This window comes from Brucella rhizosphaerae (assembly GCF_002252475.1).
GTDB lineage: Bacteria > Pseudomonadota > Alphaproteobacteria > Rhizobiales > Rhizobiaceae > Brucella > Brucella rhizosphaerae.
The window spans coordinates 157,428-181,812 of record NZ_NNRK01000026.1 but is presented as its reverse complement, the minus strand read 5'-3'; the positions used below and the strand labels follow the sequence as shown (position 1 = coordinate 181,812).

The following is a 24,385-nucleotide window of genomic DNA, read 5'->3' as shown; positions in this document are numbered from 1 at the left end:
AACGTCGTAGACGAGATCGGTCATTGAGATAACTCCTCTTTGTTCACGTATGTTTAGTTTTTGTTCCATTTTTGTTCTGATGTCAACACCCCTTCCTTTAGGTGCATGTATTTAAGGTTTATGAAAAATAAACGTGCAATCGCCGGCAGCACAGCCACCGGCGTTGAACAAACGAAACGTGAACGGAATTTGAGCACCTTAAAGCGTGTTTCGATTTGATTGAATCAAATCGACGCTCTAACTCTTTTTATTTAGAGTACAATCTTATCGACCGTCGTTTCACTCAGGTCGGAGCAAGGCAGAGGCTCTTTGCGCATCACGCCTTGCTGTATGTTGAATCAGACGTCGACGACCTTGCCTTCGCGAAGCGTCACACGACGGTCCATGCGACGTGCCAGTTCGTGATTATGTGTCGCGATCAGAGCGGCGAGCCCAGACTGACGTACAAGCGCCTCCAGCGCGCCGAAAACATAAGATGATGTCGTCGGATCCAGATTACCTGTCGGTTCATCAGCCAGCAATACCAGTGGCGCATTGGCAACCGCACGAGCAATCGCAACGCGCTGCTGCTCACCACCAGAGAGTTCTGACGGGCGATGGGAAGCACGCTTTCCAATCTTCATGTAATCGAGCAGCTGCTGTGCACGTGCCGATGCCGCCTTCTGCGGCAAGCCACGGATCATCTGTGGCATCATCACATTTTCAAGCGCCGAAAATTCCGGCAACAGATGATGGAACTGATAAACAAAGCCAACGTCATTGCGACGGATAGCCGTACGTTCGTCTTCAGATAGCGCGCTGCACGAGCGACCATCCAGAAAAACGTCACCACTGTCAGGGCGTTCCAGCAGACCGGCTGTATGGAGCAAAGTCGACTTACCCGCACCCGATGGCGCAACGAGTGCAACCATCTCACCGCGCCGCAACGTAAAACTCGCATCCTTCAGGATAACCAGTTCGCGATCAACTTCCTTATAAGCCCGGCTGACATTTTCCAGACGCAGAATGATTTCAGCCGCCATTATTCATACCTCAGTGCTTCGACCGGATCGAGTTTGGCAGCACGCCAGGCCGGCAAGATGGTGGCAATAAAAGAAAGGATCAAAGCCATCGCAATAACGGAAACAGTCTCGCCGACGTCCATTTTTGCTGGAAGTGTACTCAGGAAATAAAGTTCGGGATTGAACAATGTTGTTCCCGAAAGCCAAGAAAAGAACTCGCGCAGACGCTCGACATTAAGGCATACCACAACACCCAGAACGACACCTGCAAGCGTGCCCGTCACACCGATAGCAGCGCCCGTCATCAGGAATATGCGCATGACAGCGCCACGCGTTGCCCCCATGGTTCTAAGGATCGCGATATCTCGCCCTTTATCCTTTACCAGCATGATAAGGCCGGAAATAATATTGAGCGCGGCAACAAGGACGATCAAAGTCAGGATCATGAACATGACATTGCGTTCGACCTGTAGAGCCGAGAAGAAAGTCTGATTGCGCTGGCGCCAATCGACGAGGGAAATCTGGCGGGCAGCCACTTCCTCGACAGGCGCGCGCATTGCGTCCACTTTGTCGGGATTATCGACGAATATCTCCAGCGACTGCACCTTTCCTTCCTGATTGAAGAAAAGCTGCGCCTCTGAAAGCGGCATCATCACAATGGACGCGTCATACTCGGACATACCAATCTCGAATATCGCAACAATCGGATAGGCTTTGACGCGTGGATTGACGCCAAAAGGCGTCACATCACCATCAGGCGAGATAACGCGCAGTGAATCGCCGATGGAAAGACCCAGATTTTCAGCCATACGGGTGCCAATTGCCACGCCGCCGCTCTGATCGAAACCCGCGAGGGTGCCTTGCTTCACATTCGTAGAAACGAGCTTGAGCTTATCGAGGTCCTCTTCACGAAGCCCCCGCACCAAAGCGCCCGTTCCAGCACCGATGTTACCCTGAACGAGAGCCTGCCCCTCGACTACAGGAATTGCAAACTGCACGCCCTTGATACCATCAATGCGCTGGATAAGGCTCGCATAATCATCAAGAGGCCGATCAATCGGCTGCATGATGAGGTGGCCATTGATACCCAGAATGCGAGTCAAAAGCTCCGCCCGGAACCCATTCATCACCGCCATGACGATGATGAGCGTGGCAACGCCAAGCATGATGCCGGTGAAAGAAAACCCGGCAATGACCGAAATAAACGTCTCGCGGCGGCGCGCTCGCAAATAGCGCCATGCGATCATCCGCTCAAAGGCTGAGAACGGACCAGAAGAAGGCGCCTTGCTGGATGCCTTCTGCTTGCCGTCAGATTTTGCTGCCGCCGCGTTGCTCATGTTTAAGCCGTCAACAGGTTGATTGCCGCTTCAACAGTGAGGTTCTGACGCTCACCCGTCTTGCGATCCTTGACTTCGACTTCACCCGCAGCAACGCCACGTGGACCGACGATCACCTGATAAGGCAGACCGATCAGGTCGAGAGCCGCGAATTTGGAACCCGCACGGTTGTCCGTGTCATCGAGCAGCGGATCTATGCCCGCATTGGTGAAGGCTTCATAGAGCTTTTCGCTCACGCTATCACAACCTTCATCGCCCGGCTTCATGTTGACAATGCCAACGCCGAACGGCGCGATCGCCTTAGGCCAGATAATGCCTGCTTCATCATGAGAGGCTTCAATTGCAGCAGCAACCAGACGCGATGGGCCAATACCATAAGAGCCCATCGATACGAAGTGCTCCTTGCCATCAGGTCCCTGTACCTTCGCACCCATTGGCTCGGAATACTTGGTGCCAAAATGGAAGATGTGACCAACTTCGATGCCGCGAGCGGAAACCTGATCGTCGGCTTTCACCGCAGACCATTCTGCTTCGTCGTGCATTTCATCAGTGGCCGCATAAGGCGTTGTCCAGCGCGTAACGATATCCGTTAGCTGGGCATCGTCGCGGAAATCAGTGTCTGCACCCGGCACAGCCAGATCGAGATAGGCCTTATCGCAATAAACCTGACTTTCGCCGGTTTCCGCGAGAATGATGAATTCGTGAGAAAGATCACCACCGATAGGCCCCGTATCGGCACGCATCGGGATCGCCTGCAGGCCAACGCGTGCGAATGTGCGCAAATAGGAAACAAACATGCGGTAGTAAGCCATTTTCGCGCCCTCGTAGTCGAGGTCGAACGAATAAGCGTCTTTCATCAGGAACTCGCGCGAGCGCATTACGCCGAAACGTGGGCGCACTTCATCGCGGAATTTCCACTGGATGTGATAGAGGTTGAGCGGCAGATCCTTGTAGGAGCGCACATAGGAACGGAAAATATCCGTAACCATTTCCTCATTGGTCGGACCGAAGAGCATCTCGCGCTCCTGACGGTCCTGAATGCGCAGCATTTCTTTGCCGTATGCATCGTAACGACCGCTTTCGCGCCACAGATCAGCGGACTGGATCGTCGGCATCAGAATTTCGTTGGCACCTGCACGGTTCTGCTCTTCGCGAATGATGGCGCAGACCTTGTTCAGGACCTTAAGACCAAGCGGCAGCCAAGAATAAATGCCTGCCGACTGCTGACGGATCATACCAGCACGCAGCATCAACCTGTGGGAGACAATTTCTGCCTCCTTTGGGTTTTCTTTCAGAATGGGCATAAAATACTGCGACAGACGCATCGTGACCACCGATCAAGAGAGAGATTGCCTGAGTATCAACTGAGTGTGTGTAGAATCAGGCAGAAATTAAGCAAACTTGCCGGTTTCATATCGGGTTATGCCGCTGTTGAAAACCCGCCCCTACTCGCTTTACTGAGCAGCATTTTTTCCGTCCACAACCATCAATGACGATCTTGTTAAAAGAGTCATCTGAAGACTACTTAGGGATTCACTTTAATTTTCAATGTATTATGTATCTGACATATTAAAACGGAAAAAAATGCGAAGGAAATATGACGTCTTGAAAGATTTTTGGTGACAAAAGCTGTGCAGTCCGCTATTTTTTTCATCAACAAGCCTATCAACGGAATAGAACCGTTGTCTCACGCGGTCAAAGTCTTGGGAGGATGGATCCAGGCGCGATATTACGCCGCCGCCAGTAAAATGGAAACGGGTCGAACGCGTATTCGACTAGCAAGGCGCAAGCCTTGCTTTTTTTTTGCTTCAAAACAGATTTGAATAAAACTCAGTCAACAGAATGGCTCTATCTGGCTGTTTTTATTTACTATTTCACGGATGATGGTTCAACGCATTCGTTGGCAACCCGCGAAACTGATTTCCTATCGAAACCGTGATACCTCGCCGTGAGAAGCATTGATGTTACTGGCTTTTTTCCAACGACGATCAGCACTCACAACTCGTGAGCAAAAACGAAATGAGCCCCCGTCTCCGTCGTGATAAATCACAGCAAAGATGGAGCGCGTCGTCTCTCTAATTTTCTATCTATTCAAATAGTTATGCTGAAATAATGAGTTTTAGATTCACGGAATATTGATGGGTGAAAACCCCACATTGCACTACACAACATGAGTGCCTAATTTTTAGGCATATACCTCTATGGAGCTCTGAATTCCGCGAAATAGAGCAAACGTTTTTACTTCAAATCAGGAAAGAAGTGCGGAATATCATCAAGGCCGAAACCCTGAACCTGTGTCATGTAATAGTAAAGGCAGAAGATTGCCGTAGCCACAAAGGTTGTTCGCAGAAATGCGAGCCCTATGCGTGGCTTGGCAGGAGCGCTTGCAACCGTACCCAGCGTGACGTCGTTTTCTTCTGCTTGTGTGCGCAGGCCGACGGGTAAAAGCGCAAAAAGCGTCGTCCACCAGATGACAAAATAAATCGCAATCCCTGAAACCCAGGACATGATTATACCTCCTCCAGTTCGATCAGTGTCCCATTGAAGTCTTTGGGGTGCAAAAACAGAACGGGTTTGCCATGTGCACCGATCTTCGGCTCACCATTCCCGAGGATGCGTGCGCCTTCAGCTTTGAGGTGGTCCCGGGCAGCAATGATATCCGAAACCTCATAGCAGAGGTGATGCATGCCGCCTGATGGGTTCTTTTCGAGAAAAGCTGCGATGGGCGACCCCTCGCCCAATGGCTCAAGCAACTCGATCTTGGTATTGCCAACATCGATAAAAACCACCGTTACACCATGCTCAGGCAGGGCTTGAGGCGCAGTTACCTGCGCGCCCAACTGTCCGCTGTAAATTGCGGCAGCAGTCTTTATATCCGGAACCGCGATAGCGACATGGTTCAGGCGTTCAAGCATCAGTGTTCCTCCTCCCGATGGTTGAATCACTTTATCCGGTTGATAAACACCGTCACTACCGGCTTTTTGCCCCATGCCTCATTTGTCGCAGCACGAACAGCACGTCGAACCGATTCACGTACCACTTCAAGATCCTTACGACGTGCGCGCGGAATGCTGTCGATGGCCTCAATTGCGGCATCAAGCAGGATTTCTTCCATCAGGTCGCCCTGCGCGTCTTCTTCCGGCAAGCCGAAAGCCACCAGATCGGGTTCGTCCATAATCTTGAAATCACGGTCAAGCAGCACCGAAACAGCGACATGACCGACAAAAGCGAGCTTACGACGCTCAACCATGCCAATCTCGTCTTCGTCACCGATCAGCTTACCGTCCTTGTAGATACGGCCAACCGGCGCTTCATCGATGATTTCAGCTTTACCGGGCGCAAGACGGAGCATATCGCCATCGCGGACCTGGGCAATCTCTTCGATGCCTTCCATTGCACCCAGCGATCCCTGAGCAACCAGATGTGCTGCCTCCCCATGCACTGGCACGAGAATTCTCGGCCGCACCCATGAATACATACGCTTGAGTTCACTGCGGCGCGGATGGCCCGACACATGCACGAGCGCGTCACCATCGCTGATCAGCTTGATACCCTGATCAATCAGCTTGTTCTTAATATCGAGAATAGCTTTTTCGTTGCCCGGAATAGGACGCGACGAGAAAATCACCGTGTCACCAGCCGACAACGCGATACTGCGCATTTCATCGCGGGCAAGTTTGGCAAGTGCTGCACGCGGCTCGCCCTGACTGCCCGTCAGGATAACCACGACATTTTCACGCGGAATATAGCCGTAATCATCTTCGCTGAGGAACTCCGGCAAGCCTTCCATATAGCCCAGCTCGGTTGCCACGGCGATCGTACGCTTCATCGAGCGACCAACCACCAGCACCTGCCGTCCGGCATCGCGTGCAGCTTCCGTAATGGAGCGGATACGACCGACATTGGATGAGAAGGTTGTAACAGCCACGCGACCGCGTGCATTCTCGATCAGCTCACGCAGGCTATCGCCGACCTGACGCTCCGAAGGAGATTCACCTTCACGCATCGCATTCGTGGAATCGCAGATAAGTGCCAGAACACCCTGATCACCAAGCGCGCGAAACCTTGCTTCATCAATGAGCGGGCCCATCGAAGGATCGGGGTCCATCTTCCAGTCGCCCGTATGAACAACCGTGCCCAGCGGCGTGGTGATCGCAAGCGAAACAGGTTCAGGAATCGAGTGCGTAACCGCAATTGCTTCAAGCTTGAAGGGACCGACTTCAAAAGTTTCACCAGCCTTGAAGATCGTGACCGGAATTTCAGGAGCACCAAATTCTGACTGGCGTTTTGCTTCAAGAAGACCCGCAGTAAATGGCGTCGCATAGACCGGCGCTTTCAAGCGAGGCCAAAGATCGAGCAATGCGCCGTAGTGGTCTTCATGTGCGTGAGTAATGATAATGCCGCGGAGATTGTTCTTCTCGGCCTCAAGAAAACGGATATCCGGCAGGATCAAATCCGCGCCGGGATGTTCCGGTCCGGCAAAGCTTACGCCCATGTCGACCACGATCCATTCACGATTGTCTTCCGGACCAAAGCCATACATAGCCAGGTTCATGCCGATTTCGCCGACACCGCCGAGGGGCAGGAAGACAAATTGGGTCGATGGTGAGCGGGGCATTATGCCTCCCTGTTCTAACTCATGATTGAGAGCGCTCACTTGCCGAATAGATTCAGCTTCACGCTCTAACTTTTTGATTTAACGCATATCCTGTTGCAAGAGTGTCTAGCACTTTTCGGAGAATGCGCTCTAAGTTTTCGTTCATGCGCCTGTCAATGTCGGAAAAGCCAGTTCCAAATTTTCAACAGCACACGCTGATTATGTCCCTGTTGAACCCGCTACCGAAAGTTTGCAAGCCCGGAACACCGCGCACAGAGATCAATTGTGCACAAATATTCAATCAGAAAACGGGTCTGACAGATGCAGCTGTACCAAAATAGACATCACCAGCCGTCACAGGAACACGTGTACCGTCATCTTCGCGAATGACAAGGCGACAATCCGAATCGATAGTTTCAAAAACACCTTCGACAATGCGACCATTCAACTGCATGACCACTGCCTGACCGAGCCCATGTGCCCGTTTAAGCCATAGCTCGCGGATGGTGTTGAGGCCACGCCCGTCATCCCAAATCCGATAATAATGACACCACGCGTCGGACAGCGCCAAAAACAACATTGCAGCATCGGCATTGCCGCCCAATCCGTTGATGGAAGTCGCAGCGTAAGGCAAGCCATCCGGAGCGGCGACAACGTTTGTCCCCATACCAACAGCCAGACCAAAACGGCCCTCTGGCAGCAATGTCGATTCAAGGAGAATGCCGGAAAGTTTAGCGCCATCAACGAGAACATCATTCGGCCATTTGAGTGCGACGTTCACGCGGTTCGCTACTGCTGGTGGAAGAACTGCATCCACTGCATCAGCCAGAGCCAAACCTGCCACGAAACCTAAAGTAGCAGCAATCTTGGGATCAAAACGATCAACCAGAAGCAGCGTTGCTGCGAGATTGCCTTCGGGCGCAGTCCATGTGCGACCGCGTCGTCCGCGTCCGCTCTCCTGCTTGGGAGAAACGAACCAGAGGCGCCCGGCATCACCGGCATTCGCCCGGGCAAGCGCCTCTGCATTTGTAGAACCGATGACTGGAAAAAACTCCAGTCGATAACCGTCTGCTAAAGCCGCAGGTGCCAGCGTGAATCCCATGCCATCACCTGCGGCCTTATTCGTTATCATGCTCAGAAGAACGTCTTTGCTGCCGTTTCAGCCAGACCGCTGAGCCAGCCGCCGATCAGTCCGTAGAACAGAACGAACGCGCCAGAAGCAAGCAATACCAAGCGAAGCTCGATTGCCGGAGGAACGAATGTCGTAACCGGCTCATCAAACCACATGATCTTGATCATGCGCAGGTAGTAGAACGCACCAACAACCGAAGCGACAATACCGATGATCGCAAGCGGGTAAAGGCCTACTTCAACTGCTGCCATGAAGGTGTACCACTTACCGAAGAAGCCAGCGAGCGGCGGGATACCAGCAAGCGAGAAAAGCAACATGGTCATGATGGTTGCCATCACCGGATTGGTACGCGACAGACCTGCCAGATCTTCAATCTGTTCGACATTGCCTTCTTTTGTCCGCATGGACAGGATGAAGGCAAAGCTGCCGAGTGTCATGACGAGGTAGATCAGCATGTAAAGCGCAACGCCACGAACACCAATAACCGTACCGGCTGCCAGACCAACGAGCGCATAGCCCATGTGGCTGATCGACGAGTAAGCCATCAGGCGCTTGATATTGCGCTGGCCGATTGCAGCAAAGGCACCCAGCACCATCGAAGCGATAGCAACGAAAGTGATAACCTGCTGCCAGTCATGGGTAACAGGAGCAAAAGCGCCTTCAACCACACGAACGATCAGAGCCATTGCAGCCATTTTAGGAGCGGCTGCAAAGAACGCAGTTACAGGTGTTGGAGAACCTTCATAGACGTCGGGCGTCCACATATGGAACGGAACGGCGGAAATCTTGAAGCAAAGGCCTGCCAGAATAAACACGAGGCCGAAGACCAGGCCGAGCTGACGCTCGCCACCGGAAATTGAGCTTGCGATTTCAGCAAAGCCGATATGTCCGGTGTAGCCATAAACAAGGCTGATGCCGTAAAGCAGCATGCCCGAAGAAAGCGCGCCGAGAACGAAGTATTTCAGGCCGGCTTCTGTCGAACGAACGCTGTCACGATTGAAGGCTGCGAGCACATAAAGTGCAAGAGACTGCAGTTCGAGACCCATATAGAGTGTCAGCATGTTGGATGCCGACACCATGATGAGCATGCCGAGTGTCGCAAGGACGATCAGCACAGGGAACTCGAATTTGTCGAACTTCTCTTCACGCGCAAAGCCAACGGACATGACGAGCGTCACAATGGAGCCGATCAATGTCAGCGCCTTCATGAAACGTGCAAAACCATCGTTCACAAAGCTACCGCCAAAAGCGATACCGTTGTGCGGGAAGATAACGACAAGAGCCAGTGCAGCAATCAGAACGGCGACAGCAAGCCCATTGACGAGTGTGGAGGCGCGCTCTCCGGAGAACACGCCGATCATAAGCAATGCCAGCCCGCTCAGCGCGAGGAGAACCTCGGGAGCTGCGAGAGACAGGGAAGCAATCAGGTCGGTTTGCATCGGGCCTTTGCCTTTACTACTGCGCCAGCGTAGCGCTAGCGGCATTCGCCAGCGCTGCGTCGTAATGATTAACCAGTGCATGCACGGCGCTTGCGGTCGCATCGAAGACCGGCACCGGATACACACCGAAGAAAATGGTGAGGATCACAAGCGGATAAAGGATCAGCTTTTCACGCGGGCTGAGATCGAGAAGGCCCTTGAGGCTTTCCTTAGTCAGCGCACCAAACACCACGTTGCGATAGAGCCACAGCGCGTAGGCTGCCGACAGGATCACACCTGATGTTGCGAACAGAGCCACCCACGTATTGACGCGGAAGACACCGAACAGCGTGAGGAACTCACCGATAAAGCCTGACGTACCCGGAAGACCGACATTCGCCATCGTCAAGATGAGGAAGGCAACGGCATATTTCGGCATGTTGTTGACGAGACCGCCAAAAGCCGAAATCTCACGGGTATGCATACGATCATAGATCACGCCGACGCAAAGGAAGAGCGCGCCCGAAACGATACCATGCGAGAGCATCTGGAAGATTGCACCCTGCACGCCCTGCTCATTGGCTGCGAAGATACCCATGGTCACATAGCCCATGTGTGCGACCGACGAATAAGCAATCAGCTTCTTGATATCTTCCTGCACCAAAGCCACGAGCGAGGTGTAGACGATAGCAATTGCAGAGAGTGCAAAGACGAACGGTGCAAAATCGGCCGATGCCAGCGGGAACATAGGCAGCGAGAAACGCAGGAAGCCATAGCCGCCAAGCTTCAGAAGGATACCGGCCAGAATGACCGAGCCTGCCGTAGGTGCTTCAACGTGCGCATCCGGCAACCAGGTATGAACCGGCCACATTGGCATCTTGACGGCGAACGACGCGAAGAATGCCAGCCATAGCCACGTTTGCATGCCTGCCGGGAAGTCGTACTTGAGCAGTTCAACGATATTTAGCGTACCGGCCTGCCAGTACATTGCCATGATCGCGATCAGCATCAGCACCGAGCCGAGCAGCGTATAGAGGAAGAACTTGAAGCTTGCATAAACGCGGCGCTTGCCGCCCCAGACGCCGATGATAATGAACATCGGGATAAGGCTTGCTTCAAAGAAGACATAAAACAGGAACAGATCCAGCGCGCAGAACACGCCGATCATGAGCGTTTCCAGAATTAGGAACGCGATCATGTATTCCTTGACACGCTTGTCGATGGAGACCCAGCTCGCCAGCACGCAGAAAGGCATGAGGAAAGCAGTCAGCACGACGAAGAGCATCGAAATGCCGTCAACGCCCATGTGGTAGGAAATGCCACCACCGAGCCAGTCAACCTGTTCGACCATCTGGAAGCCCGGATTTGAATTATCAAACCCAGCCCAGATAACCAGAGAGAGAATGAAAACGAAAACCGTAGTCAGCAGCGCAACATTCTTGATGTTGCGACGCGAGGCTTCGCTGTCATCCTTGATGAGAAGGATCAACAAGGCGCCGACGAGCGGCAGAAATGTGACCGTAGAAAGAATTGGCCAATCGGTCATCAGAGAGAGCTCCCGAGCATCATCCAGGTGACGAGCGCGGCGACGCCGATAAGCATCGCGAATGCGTAGTGATAAAGGTAACCCGACTGCATCTTCACAACGCGACCTGTAACATCAAGAACGCGCGCGGCGACACCGTTGGGACCGTATCCGTCAATAATCTTGCCATCGCCGACCTTCCAGAAGAAGCGGCCGAGCCAACGTGCAGGACGGACGAAGATGTAGTCGTAAAGTTCGTCGAAGTACCACTTGTTGAGAAGGAACTGGTACAGACCGCGATGACGCTCTGCGAGTGCCTTCGGGATATGTGGCGCGCGGATGTAGAACACCCAGGCCGTAACCAGACCGATCAGCATTGCGATGAACGGCGACAGCTTAACCCACAGCGGAACATGGTGATAATGTTCCAGGATTTCGTTGCCCGGAGCGGTGTAGATCGCACCCTTCCAGAACTCTGCATATTCGTGACCGAAGAAATATTCCTTGAACACGAAACCAGCAAGCAGCGCGCCAACAGCAAGAAGCAACAACGGAACGAGCATCACTGGCGGCGATTCATGAACATGATGCATGACTTCAGCGGAAGCGCGTGGCTTGCCGTAGAAAGTCATGAAAATCAGACGCCAGGAATAGAAGCTCGTGAAGAGAGCTGCGACCACCAGAAGCGTGAAGGCGTAACCTGATGCAAGGCTGTGCGATGCAAAGACCGACTCGATAATAGCGTCCTTCGAGAAGAAGCCGGCCGTACCGATGATCGTTCCTGGAACGCCCAGACCCGTAATCGCAACAGTACCGATCATCATCATCCAATAGGTGATTGGGATCAGCTTGCGCAGACCACCCATGCGACGCATGTCCTGCTCGTCCGACACGGCGTGGATAACCGAACCGGCGCAAAGGAACAGAAGTGCCTTGAAGAACGCATGTGTGAAGAGGTGGAATACAGCAGCGCCATAAGCGCCGACACCAAGAGCCGCAAACATGTAACCAAGCTGCGAACAGGTTGAATAAGCGATAACGCGCTTAATGTCGTTCTGAACCAGAGCAACAGTTGCAGCAAAGAATGCTGTCGTTGCGCCGATAATCGTCACGATCAACAATGCGGTGTGCGAATATTCAAAGACCGGTGACAGGCGTGCAACCATGAACACACCCGCGGTCACCATCGTTGCCGCGTGAATAAGCGCCGAAACAGGTGTCGGGCCTTCCATCGCGTCAGGAAGCCAGGTGTGCAGCAGGAACTGCGCAGATTTACCCATAGCACCCATGAAGAGCAGCAGACAGACAACTGTCAGCGCTGTTTCCTTGTGCAGCTCATAGCCGAGGAAGTTGAGAACAACTGCACCGGTATCGGCAGCACCTTCAGCAGGCAGATAATTCGCAGCAGCCGCAAAGATCGTATTGTAATCAACCGACTGGAACAGCGCGAACAGACCGAAGATACCGAGCAGGAAGCCAAAGTCACCAACGCGGTTGACAACAAAAGCCTTCATAGCAGCGGCATTTGCCGAAGGCTTCTGGAACCAGAAACCGATCAGGAGATAAGATGCCAGACCCACACCTTCCCAGCCGAAGAACATCTGAATCAGATTGTCCGACGTGACCAGCATGAGCATGGCGAAGGTGAAAAGCGACAGATAAGCAAAGAAGCGCGGACGGTGCGGATCGTGGTGCATGTATCCGATCGAATAGATATGCACCAGTGCAGACACCGAGTTGATCACGACGAGCATAACGCCGGTCAGCGTATCAACGCGCAGAGCCCAGTCGAACGACAGCGAACCGGACGTAACCCAATGAAGCACAGGGATACGGATGGTTTCGGCCTCGTGGCCGAGCGGAATTTTGAAAAACACGACCCAAGACAGGATCGCGACGATCACCATCAGGCCGGAAGTGAGGTATTCACTCGCTTTAGCGCCCATCTGGTTGCCAAAAATTCCGGCAACAAGAAAGCCAATAAGCGGAAGGAAGACGATCGCGTAGTAGAGCATTTGCCCGTCAACCTTTCATAACATTGACGTCTTCCACCGCGATAGAACCGCGATTACGGAAGAAAACAACGAGAATTGCCAGACCGATAGCCGCTTCTGCAGCTGCAACAGTCAGAACGAAGAGCGCGAAAACCTGCCCGACCATATCGCCGAGAACAGAAGAAAACGCCACGAAGTTGAGATTGACCGAGAGGAGGATCAATTCGACAGACATCAGGATAACGATGACGTTCTTACGGTTTAAAAAGATACCGAAAACGCCAAGTGTGAACAGGATGGCTGAAACGGTCAGATAATGAGAAATACCGATTTCCATATTCTTATCCTCAGATGCCTTTGCCCGTTTCGACCTTCTTGATCTCGATCGCCGTTTCAGGCGTACGAGCAACCTGAACCGGGATCGACTGGCGCTTTACATTCGGCTTGTGCCGCAGCGTCAGAACGATCGCACCGATCATGGCAACGAGAAGGACCAATCCGGCAATCTGGAAGTTGAAAACGTAGTCGGTGTAAAGAATGTCACCGAGTGCGGCAGTGTTGGTACGTTCTGCGAGATCAGGGATCGGAACCGAGCCCTGCCCCAGCTTGGGAGTGAACATCGAACCCGCGAACACAACGATCAGTTCGCCCAGCAGGATCAGACCGACGAGAGCACCGATTGGCGCATACTGCAGCGCACCACGCTTCAACTCGGAGAAATCGACATCCAACATCATGACGACGAAGAGGAAGAGAACCGCCACAGCGCCGACATAAACGACAAGCAGGATCATGGCGAGGAACTCGGCCCCCGTCAGCAAGAATAGTGCCGCCGCATTGAAGAAAGCGAGGATCAGAAACAGCACCGAATGCACGGGGTTGCGTGCCGCAATTACCATGAACGCGCTAGCGATCATGATAAAGGCGAACAGATAGAAGAACGCTGCCGCAATACCTGTCAGCATGGGGATCCCCCAACACCTTTCCGTGGACAAAGCCCTATTGCTTTGCCCGCTTTAGTCTTTGTTTGTCGCGAAAAATCGCGAAACTTAAATTCAGACAACAAGCGAGGTTGCCCCCTCTTGTTGCCGCTTTTTCAAACCGGATGCCGAAACAGAGGTTTCAGCAAAACCAATCAGCGATATGGCGCATCAATAGCGATGTTGCGCGCAATTTCGCGTTCCCAGCGATCGCCATTGGCAAGGAGCTTGTCCTTGTCATAGTAGAGCTCTTCGCGGGTTTCGGTCGCGAACTCAAAGTTCGGACCTTCAACGATTGCATCAACCGGGCAAGCTTCCTGACAGAAACCGCAATAGATGCACTTCACCATATCGATGTCGTAACGCACCGTGCGGCGCGTACCGTCATTGCGGCGGGGACCCGCTTCAATGGTGATAGCCTGCGCCGGGCAGATCGCTTCGCAGAGCTTGCAGGCAATGCAACGTTCTTCGCCGTTGGGATAACGGCGCAGCGCATGTTCGCCACGAAAACGTGGAGAAATAGGACCCTTTTCATGCGGGTAGTTCAATGTCGCCTTTGGCGCGAAGAACTGACGCATGGAGAGGAAGAAAGCGCCGACGAATTCCTTTAGAAGGAGTGATTTCGCGGCCTGTGCGAAAGAAGCCATTTTTCTTTCTCCTTACACCAGATCGAAGACTTTGATGACGGTCGCGGTCAGAACGACCATGAAGAGCGAGATCGGCAGGAATACTTTCCAGCCCAGACGCATCAGCTGGTCGTAGCGGTAACGCGGTACGAAAGCCTTCACCATAGCGAACATGAAGAAGCAGAAGCAGAGCTTGAGCATGAACCAGATGACGCCGGGAACCCAGTTGAGGAACCACACATCAACCGGAGGCAACCAGCCGCCAAGGAAGAGCGTCGTCATCAGAGCGCACATCAGCGTGATCGCCACATACTCGCCGAGGAAGAACAGAAGAAACGGCGTGGACGAATATTCGATCATATGACCGGCCACGAGTTCCGATTCAGCTTCGACCAGATCGAATGGCGGACGGTTCGTCTCAGCAAGCGCCGAGATGAAGAAGATCACGAACATCGGGAACAGAACCAGCCAGTTCCAGTCAAGGAACGAAGCAGGCAGACCGAGCGATGTACCGATACCCGTATTCTGCGACAATACGATATCTGTCAGGTTAAGCGAGCCAACCGTCAGAAGAACCGTAACGATAACGAAGCCGATCGATACTTCATAAGAAACCATCTGCGCTGCCGAACGAAGTGCACCGAGAAACGGATACTTCGAGTTCGAGGCCCAGCCACCCATGATAACGCCATAAACTTCAAGCGAAGAAATAGCGAAGATATAAAGCAAGCCGACATTGATGTTGGCGATTGCCCAACCTTCGTTGACCGGAATGACCGCCCAGGTTGCCATTGCCAGCACCGCGGAAATGAACGGTGCGAGAAGAAACACACCCTTGTTCGCACCCGATGGAATGATCGGCTCTTTGAAGACGAACTTCAAAAGATCGGCAAAAGCCTGAAACAGACCCCATGGGCCAACGACGTTCGGTCCACGGCGAAGCTGCACGGCTGCCCAGATCTTACGATCCGCATAAAGCAGGTAAGCCACGACGATCAGCAATACGACAAGCAGAACGACCGACTTCAGCGCCATAATCAGCGCGGGCAAGACGTAAGCTGCAAAAATTCCGTCCATTATTCCGTCTCTCTCTCGCTTACTCAGCTGCCTGTTGGAAGCTGCCGGCCGCAAGCGCCGAGCACTCGGCCATGACAGCGGAAGCACGCGCGATTGGGTTCGTCAGGTAGAAATCCTTGACCGGGGAAACGAACGCAGCGCCGCCACCCAGGTTAGTTGCTTTCGCTGCCAGCGCGACCAGATCGTCAGCGGCAGCAGGCGCAACAGTGTCAATCGCCATCATATGCGGGTAGTCTGCATAGAGTTTGGCACGAAGCTGTGCGAGCGAGTCAAATGGCAGGCGTTTGCCAAGCGTGTCTGAAAGAGCGCGCAGGATTGCCCAATCTTCCTTTGCTTCGCCTGGTGCGAAACCAGCACGATTGCCGAGCTGTACGCGACCTTCGGTGTTGAGCCATGTACCCGACTTTTCGGTATAGGCTGCACCTGGCAGGATAACGTCAGCGGCATGTGCACCGGCATCGCCGTGCGTACCGATATAGACAACGAAGCTCGAACCTTTGCTGGTCATGTCGAGTTCGTCTGCACCAAGCAGGAACACAACATCAAGATTGCCAAGCATATCGCCTGCAACCTTGCCGCCCTCACCCGGAACAAGACCAAGATCGAGTGCGCCAACACGTGACGCCGCAGTGTGAAGAACCGAGAAACCGTTCCACTCACCGTTGATCGCACCGACGTCCTGAGCGAGCTTGGCGGCTTGAGCCAGAACTGCAGCGCCGTTTTCGCCAATCAATGCGCCCTGACCAACAATGATCAGCGGACGTTCGGCCTTTACCAGCACATCGCGGAATGCATTTTTGCCAGAAGCAACAGCTGCAAGCGTGTCTGCGCCTGCGCCGAGATATTCGTAATCATAACGCAGTTCAGTCTGCTCGCCGATCAGAGCGATCGGGAAACGACCCATGCGCTGACGCTTGCGAATACGAGCGTTGAGAACCGCTGCTTCAACACGTGGGTTGGAGCCGATAATCAGAAGAGCGTCAGCATTTTCAATGCCTTCGATCGTCGTGTTAAAGAGATAGCTTGCACGACCCAGAGCTGGATCAAGTGCTGCACCATCCTGACGGCTATCGATATTTGCAGAACCAAGCGATGAAATCAGGTTCTTCAGAGCATAAAGCTCTTCAACCGAAGCCATATCGCCAGCAACTGCGCCAATCTTGTCAGCAGAGGTTGCCGAAACCTTTGCAGCGATTGCTGCGAAAGCCTCAGGCCATGATGCTGCAACCAGACGGCCATCCTTGCGAACATATGGGCGATCAAGGCGCTGGGTGCGCAGACCATCCCAGATGAAGCGGGTCTTGTCGGAAATCCATTCTTCGTTCACCGCTTCATTGACGCGCGGCATGATGCGCATCACTTCACGGCCACGGGTATCAACGCGGATATTCGAACCGACAGCATCCATCACGTCGATGGTTTCAGTCTTGTTCAATTCCCACGGACGAGCCTGGAATTCATATGGACGCGAGGTCAAAGCACCCACCGGGCAAAGGTCGATGACATTGCCCTGCAGCTCTGAAGTCATTGCGCGTTCGAGATAGGTGGTGATTTCAGCATCTTCGCCGCGACCAATGAGGCCGAGTTCAGAAATACCAGCCACTTCGGTCGTGAAGCGGACGCAGCGCGTGCAGTGAATGCAGCGTGTCATCACAGTCTTGACGAGAGGGCCAATATATTTGTTCTCAACCGCACGCTTGTTTTCGCGATAGCGCGAGCCATCGGTACCAAACGCCATTGCCTGATCCTGCAGATCGCATTCACCTGCCTGATCGCAAATCGGGCAATCAAGCGGATGGTTGATGAGCAGGAATTCCATCACGCCTTCGCGGGCCTTTTTGACCATCGGCGTGTTGGTGAAAATTTCAGGTGCTTCGCCATTCGGACCGGGACGCAGATCGCGCACGCCCATAGCGCAGGATGCCGCCGGCTTCGGCGGTCCACCCTTCACTTCAACCAGACACATGCGGCAGTTTCCGGCGATGGAAAGCCGTTCGTGGAAACAAAAACGCGGGACTTCAGCCCCCGCGGCTTCGGCAGCCTGAAGGAGCGTATAGTGATCGGGAACTTCGATCTCTGTGCCGTCAACCTTAATATTTGCCATCGCTTATCCAAACCTGCGGCTCTTGCCGCATCTTCCAGATGTCAAACTCTATTGCGGTCCATGGGAGACGGACCGCACTACACAATGCGTCAGCCTTATTCCGCTGCTTCCAGACGGATGTTGCGGCTCTGAACAGCGTTGCGCGTATAATCGTCAATGCGCTTTTCAATTTCCGGACGGAAATTGCGGATCAGGCCCTGAATAGGCCAGGCAGCAGCATCACCAAGCGCGCAGATCGTGTGACCTTCAATCTGCTTGGTAACGTCGAACAGCATGTCGATTTCGCGCTTCTGCGCGTTACCCTTAACCATGCGTTCCATGACGCGCCACATCCAGCCTGTACCTTCACGGCAAGGCGTGCACTGGCCGCAGCTTTCATGCTTGAAGAAAGCTGCAAGACGGGCAATCGCCTTGATGATGTCGGTGGACTTATCCATGACGATAAGACCGCCCGTACCGAACGAAGACTTCTTTTCGCGCATACCGTCGAAATCCATGATGGCATCCATCATGTCTTCGGCCTTAATAACCGGGCATGATGCGCCGCCCGGAATGACTGCAAGAAGATTGTCCCAGCCGCCGCGGATGCCGCCGCCGTGCTTTTCAATCAACTCACGGAATGGAATGCCGAGCCCCTCTTCCACGGTGCACGGCGTATTCACGTGACCGGAAATCTGGAACAGCTTGGTACCGACGTTGTTCGGACGACCAATCGACGAGAACCATGCACCACCGCGACGAAGGATCGTCGGCGCTACTGCAATCGATTCAACATTGTTAACAGTCGTCGGGCAACCGTAAAGACCCATGTTCGCTGGGAAAGGAGGCTTCAGACGTGGCTGACCCTTTTTCCCTTCGAGGCTTTCGAGAAGTGCTGTTTCTTCGCCGCAGATATAAGCACCGGCACCGTGATGGAGGAGAATCTCCATATCCCAGCCGCACTTATTGTTCTTGCCCAGAAGGCCAGCATCGTAGCATTCATCAATCGCTGCCTGAAGCGCTTCACGCTCACGCATGAATTCGCCACGCAGATAGATATAAGCAACATGTGCGCCCATGGCGCATCCGGCGATAACGCAGCCTTCGATCAGCGTATGCGGATCGTGGCGCAGAATTTCGCGGTCCTTACAGGTGCCCGGCTCAGATTCGTCGGCATTGACGACGAGGTAATGCGGACGATCCGTGACTTCTTTCGGCATAAAGGACCATTTCAGGCCAGTCGGGAAGCCGGCGCCGCCGCGCCCACGAAGGCCAGATGCCTTCATCTCGTCGATGATCCAGTCACGACCCTTGTCAATGAAGCCCTTGGTGTTGTCCCAATGGCCACGCGACATAGCGCCCTTCAGGGACCGATCCTTGAAGCCGTAAATATTGGTGAATATGCGATCTTTATCAGCCAGCATGTCTCACCTGTTTCCGTTTCTGTTTGCCAATGTCGAAGTCATCATACGGGCTTCTTTCCGAATACCTTGATGTATTCTTCGACGCCGCCCCTGGCCAAAGCCTTGGCCTGCTTAACCCAATCATCACGTTCAATACGACCGTGGAAGCTCAGATAGCCATCAACCCACTCGCGCTCGGCCTTTTTCCAGGAAGCGACCTGCTTGAAGGTGAAAACGCCCAGCTCGTGCAGGGTTGCCTCAATCTTCGGGCCAACACCGGAAATAAGCTTCAGATCGTCAACAGCCTCCGGACGCGCGATCGCTTCCGGACGGTTTTTGTCGTCAAGCTTGTAACCCTGCTTGCTGTCAACCGAAGCAGCCTTCTCAGCAGCGTTTGATGCCTTCACATCAGACGGCGTCTTGAGGCTTGGATCAGTTTCCGTTGCGTTGGTTACTGGCTTGGCAGCATTCGACGGTGCAACGTTCCTGGCTTCTTCTGCGGCTTTCGCATCAGATTCCGCCTTGGCTTTTGCATCGGCTTCCGCCTTAGCTTTAGCTGCTGCTGCATCCGATGCCTTGCGCGTTTCAAGACCGATCTTCTTGTAGTCCAGATCCTCGGTCAGCGCGGTGAGACCGCCCATTGGTTCAGACGTAATACGTCCATCCTGTGGGCCCGTTTTGACCGCGTCGCCCTTGCCTGCTTCGAATTCATCGATGATTTCAGCAAGGCGTTCTGGTGTCAGGTCTTCGTAAGCATCCTTGAAGATCATAACCATCGGTGCATTGACGCAAGCGCCCTGGCATTCAACTTCTTCCCACGACAGCGTACCTTCGGCGTTGAGCTCAAAAGGATCGTGGTGGATCTTATGACGACAAACATCCATCAGCGCTTCCGAGCCACGCAACATGCATGGCGTGGTGCCGCAAACCTGAATGTGAGCGCGCGTACCAACAGGCTTAAGTTGGAACTGCGTGTAGAACGTCGCAACTTCAAGAACGCGGATCAGCGGCATATCAAGCATGCTTGCAACATGTTCGATAGCAGCTTTAGTGACCCAGCCATCCTGCTCCTGCGCACGCATGAGCAATGGAATAACAGCCGACTGCTGGCGGCCTTCCGGGTATTTTGCGATCGTCTTGTGCGCCCAGTTCTGATTATCCGCGTTGAAAGCGAAACCAGCCGGCTGGACGGCATCATCTGCGAGACGGCGAACGGACATCAGCGGTCAACCTCACCAAACACGATATCGAGCGAACCAAGAATTGCCGACACGTCAGCCAACATGTGACCGCGGCACAGGAAATCCATGGCCTGAAGATGGGCAAAGCCCGGGGCGCGCAGCTTGCAGCGGTAAGGTTTATTGGTGCCATCCGATACGAGGAAGACGCCAAATTCACCCTTTGGTGCTTCGACAGCTGCGTAAACTTCACCGGCAGGCACGTGGTAGCCTTCCGTGTAAAGTTTGAAGTGATGGATGAGCGCTTCCATCGAGCGCTTCATCTCGCCGCGCTTTGGCGGCACGATTTTGTTATCGGTATTGGAAACAGGACCGACACGTTCCTTACCGAGCAGAAGATCAACGCACTGGCGCATGATGCGAGCCGACTGGCGCATTTCTTCCATACGGATCAGGTAACGGTCATAGCAGTCGCCGTTCTTGCCGATTGGAATATCGAATTCCATTTCGTTGTAGCATTCATAAGGCTGCGACTTACGCAGATCCCATGCTGCACCCGAACCGCGAACCATGACACCCGAGAAGCCCCAAGCCCATGCGTCTTCAAGAGAAACAACGCCGATATCGACGTTACGCTGCTTGAAAATACGGTTTGGAGTGATCAGATCGTCGAGGTTGGCAAGTGTGGTAGAGAGGAACGGATCAATCCAGTTGCCAATATCTTCAATGAGCTGATCAGGCAGATCCTGATGAACACCACCCGGGCGGAAATAAGCTGCGTGCATACGAGCGCCACATGCGCGCTCATAGAACACCATCAGCTTTTCACGTTCTTCAAAGCCCCAGAGCGGCGGCGTCAGCGCGCCAACGTCCATAGCCTGCGTCGTGACGTTAAGAATGTGGTTCAGAATACGGCCGATTTCCGAATAAAGAACACGGATCAGCTGACCGCGCTTAGGCACATCGACGCCAAGCAGGCGTTCGACAGCGATCGCATAGGCATGTTCCTGATTCATCGGCGCCACGTAGTCGAGGCGGTCGAGATAAGGCAAAGCCTGAAGATAGGTCTTCGTTTCCATCAGCTTCTCGGTACCGCGATGCAGCAGACCGATATGCGGATCGACGCGTTCAACGACTTCGCCGTCAAGTTCAAGAACAAGACGCAAAACGCCGTGCGCAGCCGGATGCTGCGGACCGAAGTTAATATTAAAGTTGCGGACCTGAGTCTCAGCCATGTTCAGCTTCCTGTTTGGCTGCTATCGCCGCCAAGAATTCCGCGCCGGTCATCCGGTGGGTCTTGTTGGCAAAATCGTAATTTGCAGGCTTGTTATCGATGAAGATTTCTTCGGCGAAATGAAACAGCTCCGGCTCGGCAAAAGCCTGCATGGATACCATCGTCATTCCATCGTGCACGCCGCGCCAGAACAGCGAGGAGCCACACTTCGAACAAAACCGACGCTCACCCCACTCCGAAGAGCTGTAGGTTCCCAGCGCAGCTTCATTTTCAATCTCGACCGAAGTACCACAGTTCACAGCCATAAACGCGCCACCAGACCAGCGGCGGCATATGCTGCAATGGCAAACGTCCATTTCCATCTTCGCAGGAGAGGCTGTGAATTTCACCTCTCCACAAAGACATTGGCCGTTCAATCTTTCGACAGAGCCCATCATCTCACCTTAATTCGTCTTTGCCTTCTCGTCACCGGGCAGGACGTAGTCGGTCCCTTCCCACGGCGAGAGGAAGTCGAAATTGCGGAATTCCTGTCGAAGAACAACAGGCTCATAAATGACGCGCTTTGCTTCATCACTGTAGCGAACTTCAACGAAACCAGTCGTCGGGAAGTCCTTGCGCAGCGGATGACCTTCAAAGCCATAATCAGTCAGAAGACGGCGCAGATCAGGATGACCTGAGAACAGAATGCCATACATGTCATATGCTTCACGCTCGAACCATTCAGCGCCAACATAGACAGTCACTGCAGACGGCACCAGCGTATCTTCATCAGCCTGAACCTTGACGCGGATACGGAGATTCTGGCGTGGAGACATGAGCTGATAGACAACATCGAAGCGCTGTACGCGCTGCGGGTAGTCTACGCCGGAAATATCCGTAAGGTTCACGAACTGGCACTGCACGTCATCGCGCAGAAACGTGAGAACGCTGATCAAGCTTGCAACTGGAACGGCAAGCGTCAGCTCACCATAAGCCAGTCTCGCCTCTTCGATCGCATCGCCGAGGCGTTCCTTGATATAGCCGGAGAGTTCACTAAGAGCTTCTTCGCTCATATCTCTAACTTCCTTTTTTAGAACCCGATCCATCCTTGGGAAAACAGAACGAATTCTAACAAACCCTCTTGCACCATTCAGACCGTAAAGGTCCGTTTAGCGCTCGATCGTACCGGTGCGGCGGATCTTCTTCTGCAGAAGAAGAATGCCATAAAGCAGGGCTTCCGCAGTTGGCGGGCAGCCTGGAACATAAATGTCGACTGGGACAACACGATCGCAGCCACGCACTACAGAATAGGAGTAGTGGTAATAGCCGCCGCCATTTGCGCAGGACCCCATCGAAATGACGTAACGCGGCTCAGGCATCTGGTCATAAACCTTGCGCAAAGCCGGAGCCATCTTGTTGGTCAGCGTGCCTGCAACGATCATGACATCGGACTGACGCGGAGACGCACGCGGCGCGATACCAAAGCGTTCAGCGTCATAACGCGGCATGGAAATATGCATCATTTCCACAGCGCAGCATGCGAGACCGAAAGTCATCCACATCAGCGAGCCGGTACGTGCCCAGGTGATCAGAGCGTCAGCAGAAGTGACGATGAAGCCCTTGTCGGACAGTTCACTGTTGAGATCATTGAAGAATGCGTCATCGGAGCCGACAGGCTTGCCCGTGCGAGGGTCAAGAATACCCTTTGGCTGCGGGGCCACCAGTGTCGAACCAGTTGTTGCGCCGGTTACAGCGCTTGTGCCGGTCAATCCCATTCCAGCGCTCCCTTCTTCCATTCGTAGATGAAGCCGATGGTCAAAACACCAAGGAAAAGCATCATCGACAGAAAGCCGAACCAGCCGATTGCGCCGAAGGACACAGCCCACGGGAACAGGAAGGCGACTTCGAGATCGAAGATAATAAAGAGAATCGACACCAGATAGAAACGGATGTCGAATTTCATACGGGCGTCATCGAAGGCATTGAACCCGCACTCGTAAGCTGAAAGCTTTTCGGGGTCGGGTTGTCTGTACGCGACGAGAAACGGCGCAACCAGAAGGGCTACACCAATGACCATCGCGATGCCGAGAAAGATGACAATCGGCAAATAGGAACTTAAAAGCTCGTTCATGATCCTTATCCGGCTTGAATACGAGGCTGCGCCGCCTGTCATAAGCTTTTTGGAGCTTACCACCATGCGACACATTGCATCTCTTGCGACCTCGTCGCCTCAAGCAGCTTCAAAAGGCATGCCGTGCGAACTTAGTTCATTTGGCGGGACGGTTAGCGCAGCATGCGCGCGAGCGCAAGCCCTCCAACGCGAACAGGCGGGTATAGTCCGGCCCAGATGCTCAATAAGAGGCAACATCAAGCCCAGATATGCCACCCAATCCCCATATAGCACGAAAACATCATAATTTCGTGAGGAAAAGGCAAAGAACGATCTTTCGCCGATATCCGTCCGATAGAATCAATCGGTTTAAAATGCCAGGCGCAATCTTGCGACCGATTCAAACGACTCTGCCCGACTGGTTAAACATGTGTGCGCGCTGAAATGCCCACCGACAAGACGCGCATCTGGGAGCAAACTTCATCGGTTGAAGTGCTTATGAAACATAAACCCGAACGGCTTCGCGCTCACTTTATATATAAGGGTAAAAATCCAGCGCTTTCTTAAAAGGTCGACAACAGCTTTTCCCGCCAGATCGAACACTCTCCGGATACAGAAAATTATTACTGTGTTGATTGCAGTCTCTGAAACGATTTGGCGCTTATGAGCCAGGGCGAGGGATTGTGTGCCTTCAATAAATTGAGTGCATCT

General features: G+C 53.4%; 22 protein-coding genes. All 22 read right to left on the bottom strand.

Annotated elements, in window-relative coordinates; translation table 11 throughout:
- Positions 1–338 precede the first annotated feature (338 nt).
- The 22 genes from CEV32_RS10165 to CEV32_RS10060 all read right to left on the bottom strand — a co-directional run bounded on the left by CEV32_RS10165 (position 339) and on the right by CEV32_RS10060 (position 23,695).
- Positions 339–1,022 (bottom strand): ABC transporter ATP-binding protein, encoded by a 684-nt coding sequence (locus CEV32_RS10165; protein WP_094576886.1) that lies wholly within the window; start codon positions 1,020–1,022, stop codon positions 339–341.
- Positions 1,022–2,338, bottom strand: a complete 1,317-nt coding sequence (locus tag CEV32_RS10160; RefSeq protein WP_094576882.1) for a lipoprotein-releasing ABC transporter permease subunit — start codon at positions 2,336–2,338, stop codon at positions 1,022–1,024. The genes CEV32_RS10165 and CEV32_RS10160 overlap by 1 nt, the downstream gene beginning before the upstream one ends.
- A gap of 2 nt (positions 2,339–2,340) precedes the next feature.
- Positions 2,341–3,663 (bottom strand): proline--tRNA ligase, encoded by a 1,323-nt coding sequence (gene proS, locus CEV32_RS10155; RefSeq protein WP_094576879.1) that lies wholly within the window; start codon positions 3,661–3,663, stop codon positions 2,341–2,343.
- A gap of 913 nt (positions 3,664–4,576) precedes the next feature.
- The gene (locus CEV32_RS10150; RefSeq protein ID WP_094576874.1) at positions 4,577–4,846 is read right to left on the bottom strand and encodes a DUF1467 family protein; all 270 of its coding nucleotides are present in this window, start codon (positions 4,844–4,846) and stop codon (positions 4,577–4,579) included.
- Between the two features lie 2 nt (positions 4,847–4,848).
- Positions 4,849–5,253: a methylmalonyl-CoA epimerase gene (mce, locus tag CEV32_RS10145; RefSeq protein WP_094576869.1), complete on the bottom strand. Its 405-nt coding sequence runs from the start codon at positions 5,251–5,253 to the stop codon at positions 4,849–4,851.
- A 26-nt stretch (positions 5,254–5,279) separates the two neighbouring features.
- Complete coding sequence (locus tag CEV32_RS10140) at positions 5,280–6,956, bottom strand: ribonuclease J (protein ID WP_094576865.1); 1,677 nt, start codon at positions 6,954–6,956, stop codon at positions 5,280–5,282.
- 280 nt (positions 6,957–7,236) lie between these two features.
- On the bottom strand, positions 7,237–8,037 hold the full coding sequence (locus tag CEV32_RS10135) for a biotin--[acetyl-CoA-carboxylase] ligase (protein WP_094577460.1): 801 nt from the start codon (positions 8,035–8,037) through the stop codon (positions 7,237–7,239).
- A 32-nt stretch (positions 8,038–8,069) separates the two neighbouring features.
- Positions 8,070–9,506: an NADH-quinone oxidoreductase subunit NuoN gene (nuoN, locus tag CEV32_RS10130; protein WP_094576862.1), complete on the bottom strand. Its 1,437-nt coding sequence runs from the start codon at positions 9,504–9,506 to the stop codon at positions 8,070–8,072.
- 16 nt (positions 9,507–9,522) lie between these two features.
- On the bottom strand, positions 9,523–11,031 hold the full coding sequence (locus CEV32_RS10125) for an NADH-quinone oxidoreductase subunit M (RefSeq protein WP_094576859.1): 1,509 nt from the start codon (positions 11,029–11,031) through the stop codon (positions 9,523–9,525).
- On the bottom strand, positions 11,031–13,025 hold the full coding sequence (nuoL, locus tag CEV32_RS10120) for an NADH-quinone oxidoreductase subunit L (protein ID WP_094576856.1): 1,995 nt from the start codon (positions 13,023–13,025) through the stop codon (positions 11,031–11,033). The genes CEV32_RS10125 and nuoL overlap by 1 nt, the downstream gene beginning before the upstream one ends.
- A gap of 7 nt (positions 13,026–13,032) precedes the next feature.
- Complete coding sequence (gene nuoK, locus CEV32_RS10115; RefSeq protein ID WP_007874552.1) at positions 13,033–13,341, bottom strand: NADH-quinone oxidoreductase subunit NuoK; 309 nt, start codon at positions 13,339–13,341, stop codon at positions 13,033–13,035.
- Positions 13,342–13,351: 10 nt separating this feature from the next.
- Positions 13,352–13,969: an NADH-quinone oxidoreductase subunit J gene (locus tag CEV32_RS10110; protein WP_094576852.1), complete on the bottom strand. Its 618-nt coding sequence runs from the start codon at positions 13,967–13,969 to the stop codon at positions 13,352–13,354.
- A gap of 170 nt (positions 13,970–14,139) precedes the next feature.
- The gene (gene nuoI, locus CEV32_RS10105) at positions 14,140–14,631 is read right to left on the bottom strand and encodes an NADH-quinone oxidoreductase subunit NuoI (RefSeq protein WP_094576849.1); all 492 of its coding nucleotides are present in this window, start codon (positions 14,629–14,631) and stop codon (positions 14,140–14,142) included.
- Positions 14,632–14,643: 12 nt separating this feature from the next.
- A complete protein-coding gene (nuoH, locus tag CEV32_RS10100) occupies positions 14,644–15,687 on the bottom strand; it encodes an NADH-quinone oxidoreductase subunit NuoH (protein WP_094576846.1) in 1,044 nt (347 codons plus the stop codon).
- 19 nt (positions 15,688–15,706) lie between these two features.
- Positions 15,707–17,791, bottom strand: a complete 2,085-nt coding sequence (nuoG, locus tag CEV32_RS10095) for an NADH-quinone oxidoreductase subunit NuoG (RefSeq protein ID WP_094576842.1) — start codon at positions 17,789–17,791, stop codon at positions 15,707–15,709.
- Between the two features lie 95 nt (positions 17,792–17,886).
- Positions 17,887–19,194 carry an NADH-quinone oxidoreductase subunit NuoF gene (gene nuoF, locus CEV32_RS10090; RefSeq protein ID WP_094576839.1) on the bottom strand — a complete coding sequence of 436 codons (1,308 nt, stop codon included), beginning with the start codon at positions 19,192–19,194 and terminating at the stop codon, positions 17,887–17,889.
- Between the two features lie 41 nt (positions 19,195–19,235).
- Complete coding sequence (locus tag CEV32_RS10085) at positions 19,236–20,393, bottom strand: NADH-quinone oxidoreductase subunit E (RefSeq protein ID WP_094576834.1); 1,158 nt, start codon at positions 20,391–20,393, stop codon at positions 19,236–19,238.
- Positions 20,393–21,586 carry an NADH-quinone oxidoreductase subunit D gene (locus tag CEV32_RS10080; RefSeq protein ID WP_094576831.1) on the bottom strand — a complete coding sequence of 398 codons (1,194 nt, stop codon included), beginning with the start codon at positions 21,584–21,586 and terminating at the stop codon, positions 20,393–20,395. Before CEV32_RS10080 ends, CEV32_RS10085 begins: the two co-directional genes overlap by 1 nt.
- Positions 21,579–22,019, bottom strand: a complete 441-nt coding sequence (locus CEV32_RS10075; protein WP_094576829.1) for a GFA family protein — start codon at positions 22,017–22,019, stop codon at positions 21,579–21,581. Before CEV32_RS10075 ends, CEV32_RS10080 begins: the two co-directional genes overlap by 8 nt.
- Positions 22,020–22,028: 9 nt before the next feature.
- Positions 22,029–22,637 carry an NADH-quinone oxidoreductase subunit C gene (locus tag CEV32_RS10070; protein WP_094576826.1) on the bottom strand — a complete coding sequence of 203 codons (609 nt, stop codon included), beginning with the start codon at positions 22,635–22,637 and terminating at the stop codon, positions 22,029–22,031.
- Positions 22,638–22,733: 96 nt separating this feature from the next.
- Positions 22,734–23,339 carry a NuoB/complex I 20 kDa subunit family protein gene (locus CEV32_RS10065; protein WP_094576823.1) on the bottom strand — a complete coding sequence of 202 codons (606 nt, stop codon included), beginning with the start codon at positions 23,337–23,339 and terminating at the stop codon, positions 22,734–22,736.
- Positions 23,330–23,695: an NADH-quinone oxidoreductase subunit A gene (locus CEV32_RS10060; RefSeq protein WP_007874537.1), complete on the bottom strand. Its 366-nt coding sequence runs from the start codon at positions 23,693–23,695 to the stop codon at positions 23,330–23,332. Before CEV32_RS10060 ends, CEV32_RS10065 begins: the two co-directional genes overlap by 10 nt.
- Positions 23,696–24,385 lie beyond the last annotated feature (690 nt).

Excerpts from the sequence above, each read along its gene's own strand:
- CEV32_RS10165 (WP_094576886.1), bottom strand. The coding sequence starts at position 1,022 with ATGGCGGCTGAAATCATTCTGCGTCTGGAAAATGTCAGCCGGGCTTAT.
- CEV32_RS10160 (WP_094576882.1), bottom strand. The coding sequence starts at position 2,338 with ATGAGCAACGCGGCGGCAGCAAAATCTGACGGCAAGCAGAAGGCATCC.
- proS (WP_094576879.1), bottom strand. The coding sequence starts at position 3,663 with ATGCGTCTGTCGCAGTATTTTATGCCCATTCTGAAAGAAAACCCAAAG.
- CEV32_RS10150 (WP_094576874.1), bottom strand. The coding sequence starts at position 4,846 with ATGTCCTGGGTTTCAGGGATTGCGATTTATTTTGTCATCTGGTGGACG.
- mce (WP_094576869.1), bottom strand. The coding sequence starts at position 5,253 with ATGCTTGAACGCCTGAACCATGTCGCTATCGCGGTTCCGGATATAAAG.
- CEV32_RS10140 (WP_094576865.1), bottom strand. The coding sequence starts at position 6,956 with ATGCCCCGCTCACCATCGACCCAATTTGTCTTCCTGCCCCTCGGCGGT.
- CEV32_RS10135 (WP_094577460.1), bottom strand. The coding sequence starts at position 8,037 with ATGGGATTCACGCTGGCACCTGCGGCTTTAGCAGACGGTTATCGACTG.
- nuoN (WP_094576862.1), bottom strand. The coding sequence starts at position 9,506 with ATGCAAACCGACCTGATTGCTTCCCTGTCTCTCGCAGCTCCCGAGGTT.
- CEV32_RS10125 (WP_094576859.1), bottom strand. The coding sequence starts at position 11,031 with ATGACCGATTGGCCAATTCTTTCTACGGTCACATTTCTGCCGCTCGTC.
- nuoL (WP_094576856.1), bottom strand. The coding sequence starts at position 13,025 with ATGCTCTACTACGCGATCGTCTTCCTTCCGCTTATTGGCTTTCTTGTT.
- nuoK (WP_007874552.1), bottom strand. The coding sequence starts at position 13,341 with ATGGAAATCGGTATTTCTCATTATCTGACCGTTTCAGCCATCCTGTTC.
- CEV32_RS10110 (WP_094576852.1), bottom strand. The coding sequence starts at position 13,969 with ATGCTGACAGGTATTGCGGCAGCGTTCTTCTATCTGTTCGCCTTTATC.
- nuoI (WP_094576849.1), bottom strand. The coding sequence starts at position 14,631 with ATGGCTTCTTTCGCACAGGCCGCGAAATCACTCCTTCTAAAGGAATTC.
- nuoH (WP_094576846.1), bottom strand. The coding sequence starts at position 15,687 with ATGGACGGAATTTTTGCAGCTTACGTCTTGCCCGCGCTGATTATGGCG.
- nuoG (WP_094576842.1), bottom strand. The coding sequence starts at position 17,791 with ATGGCAAATATTAAGGTTGACGGCACAGAGATCGAAGTTCCCGATCAC.
- nuoF (WP_094576839.1), bottom strand. The coding sequence starts at position 19,194 with ATGCTGGCTGATAAAGATCGCATATTCACCAATATTTACGGCTTCAAG.
- CEV32_RS10085 (WP_094576834.1), bottom strand. The coding sequence starts at position 20,393 with ATGTCCGTTCGCCGTCTCGCAGATGATGCCGTCCAGCCGGCTGGTTTC.
- CEV32_RS10080 (WP_094576831.1), bottom strand. The coding sequence starts at position 21,586 with ATGGCTGAGACTCAGGTCCGCAACTTTAATATTAACTTCGGTCCGCAG.
- CEV32_RS10075 (WP_094576829.1), bottom strand. The coding sequence starts at position 22,019 with ATGGGCTCTGTCGAAAGATTGAACGGCCAATGTCTTTGTGGAGAGGTG.
- CEV32_RS10070 (WP_094576826.1), bottom strand. The coding sequence starts at position 22,637 with ATGAGCGAAGAAGCTCTTAGTGAACTCTCCGGCTATATCAAGGAACGC.
- CEV32_RS10065 (WP_094576823.1), bottom strand. The coding sequence starts at position 23,339 with ATGGGATTGACCGGCACAAGCGCTGTAACCGGCGCAACAACTGGTTCG.
- CEV32_RS10060 (WP_007874537.1), bottom strand. The coding sequence starts at position 23,695 with ATGAACGAGCTTTTAAGTTCCTATTTGCCGATTGTCATCTTTCTCGGC.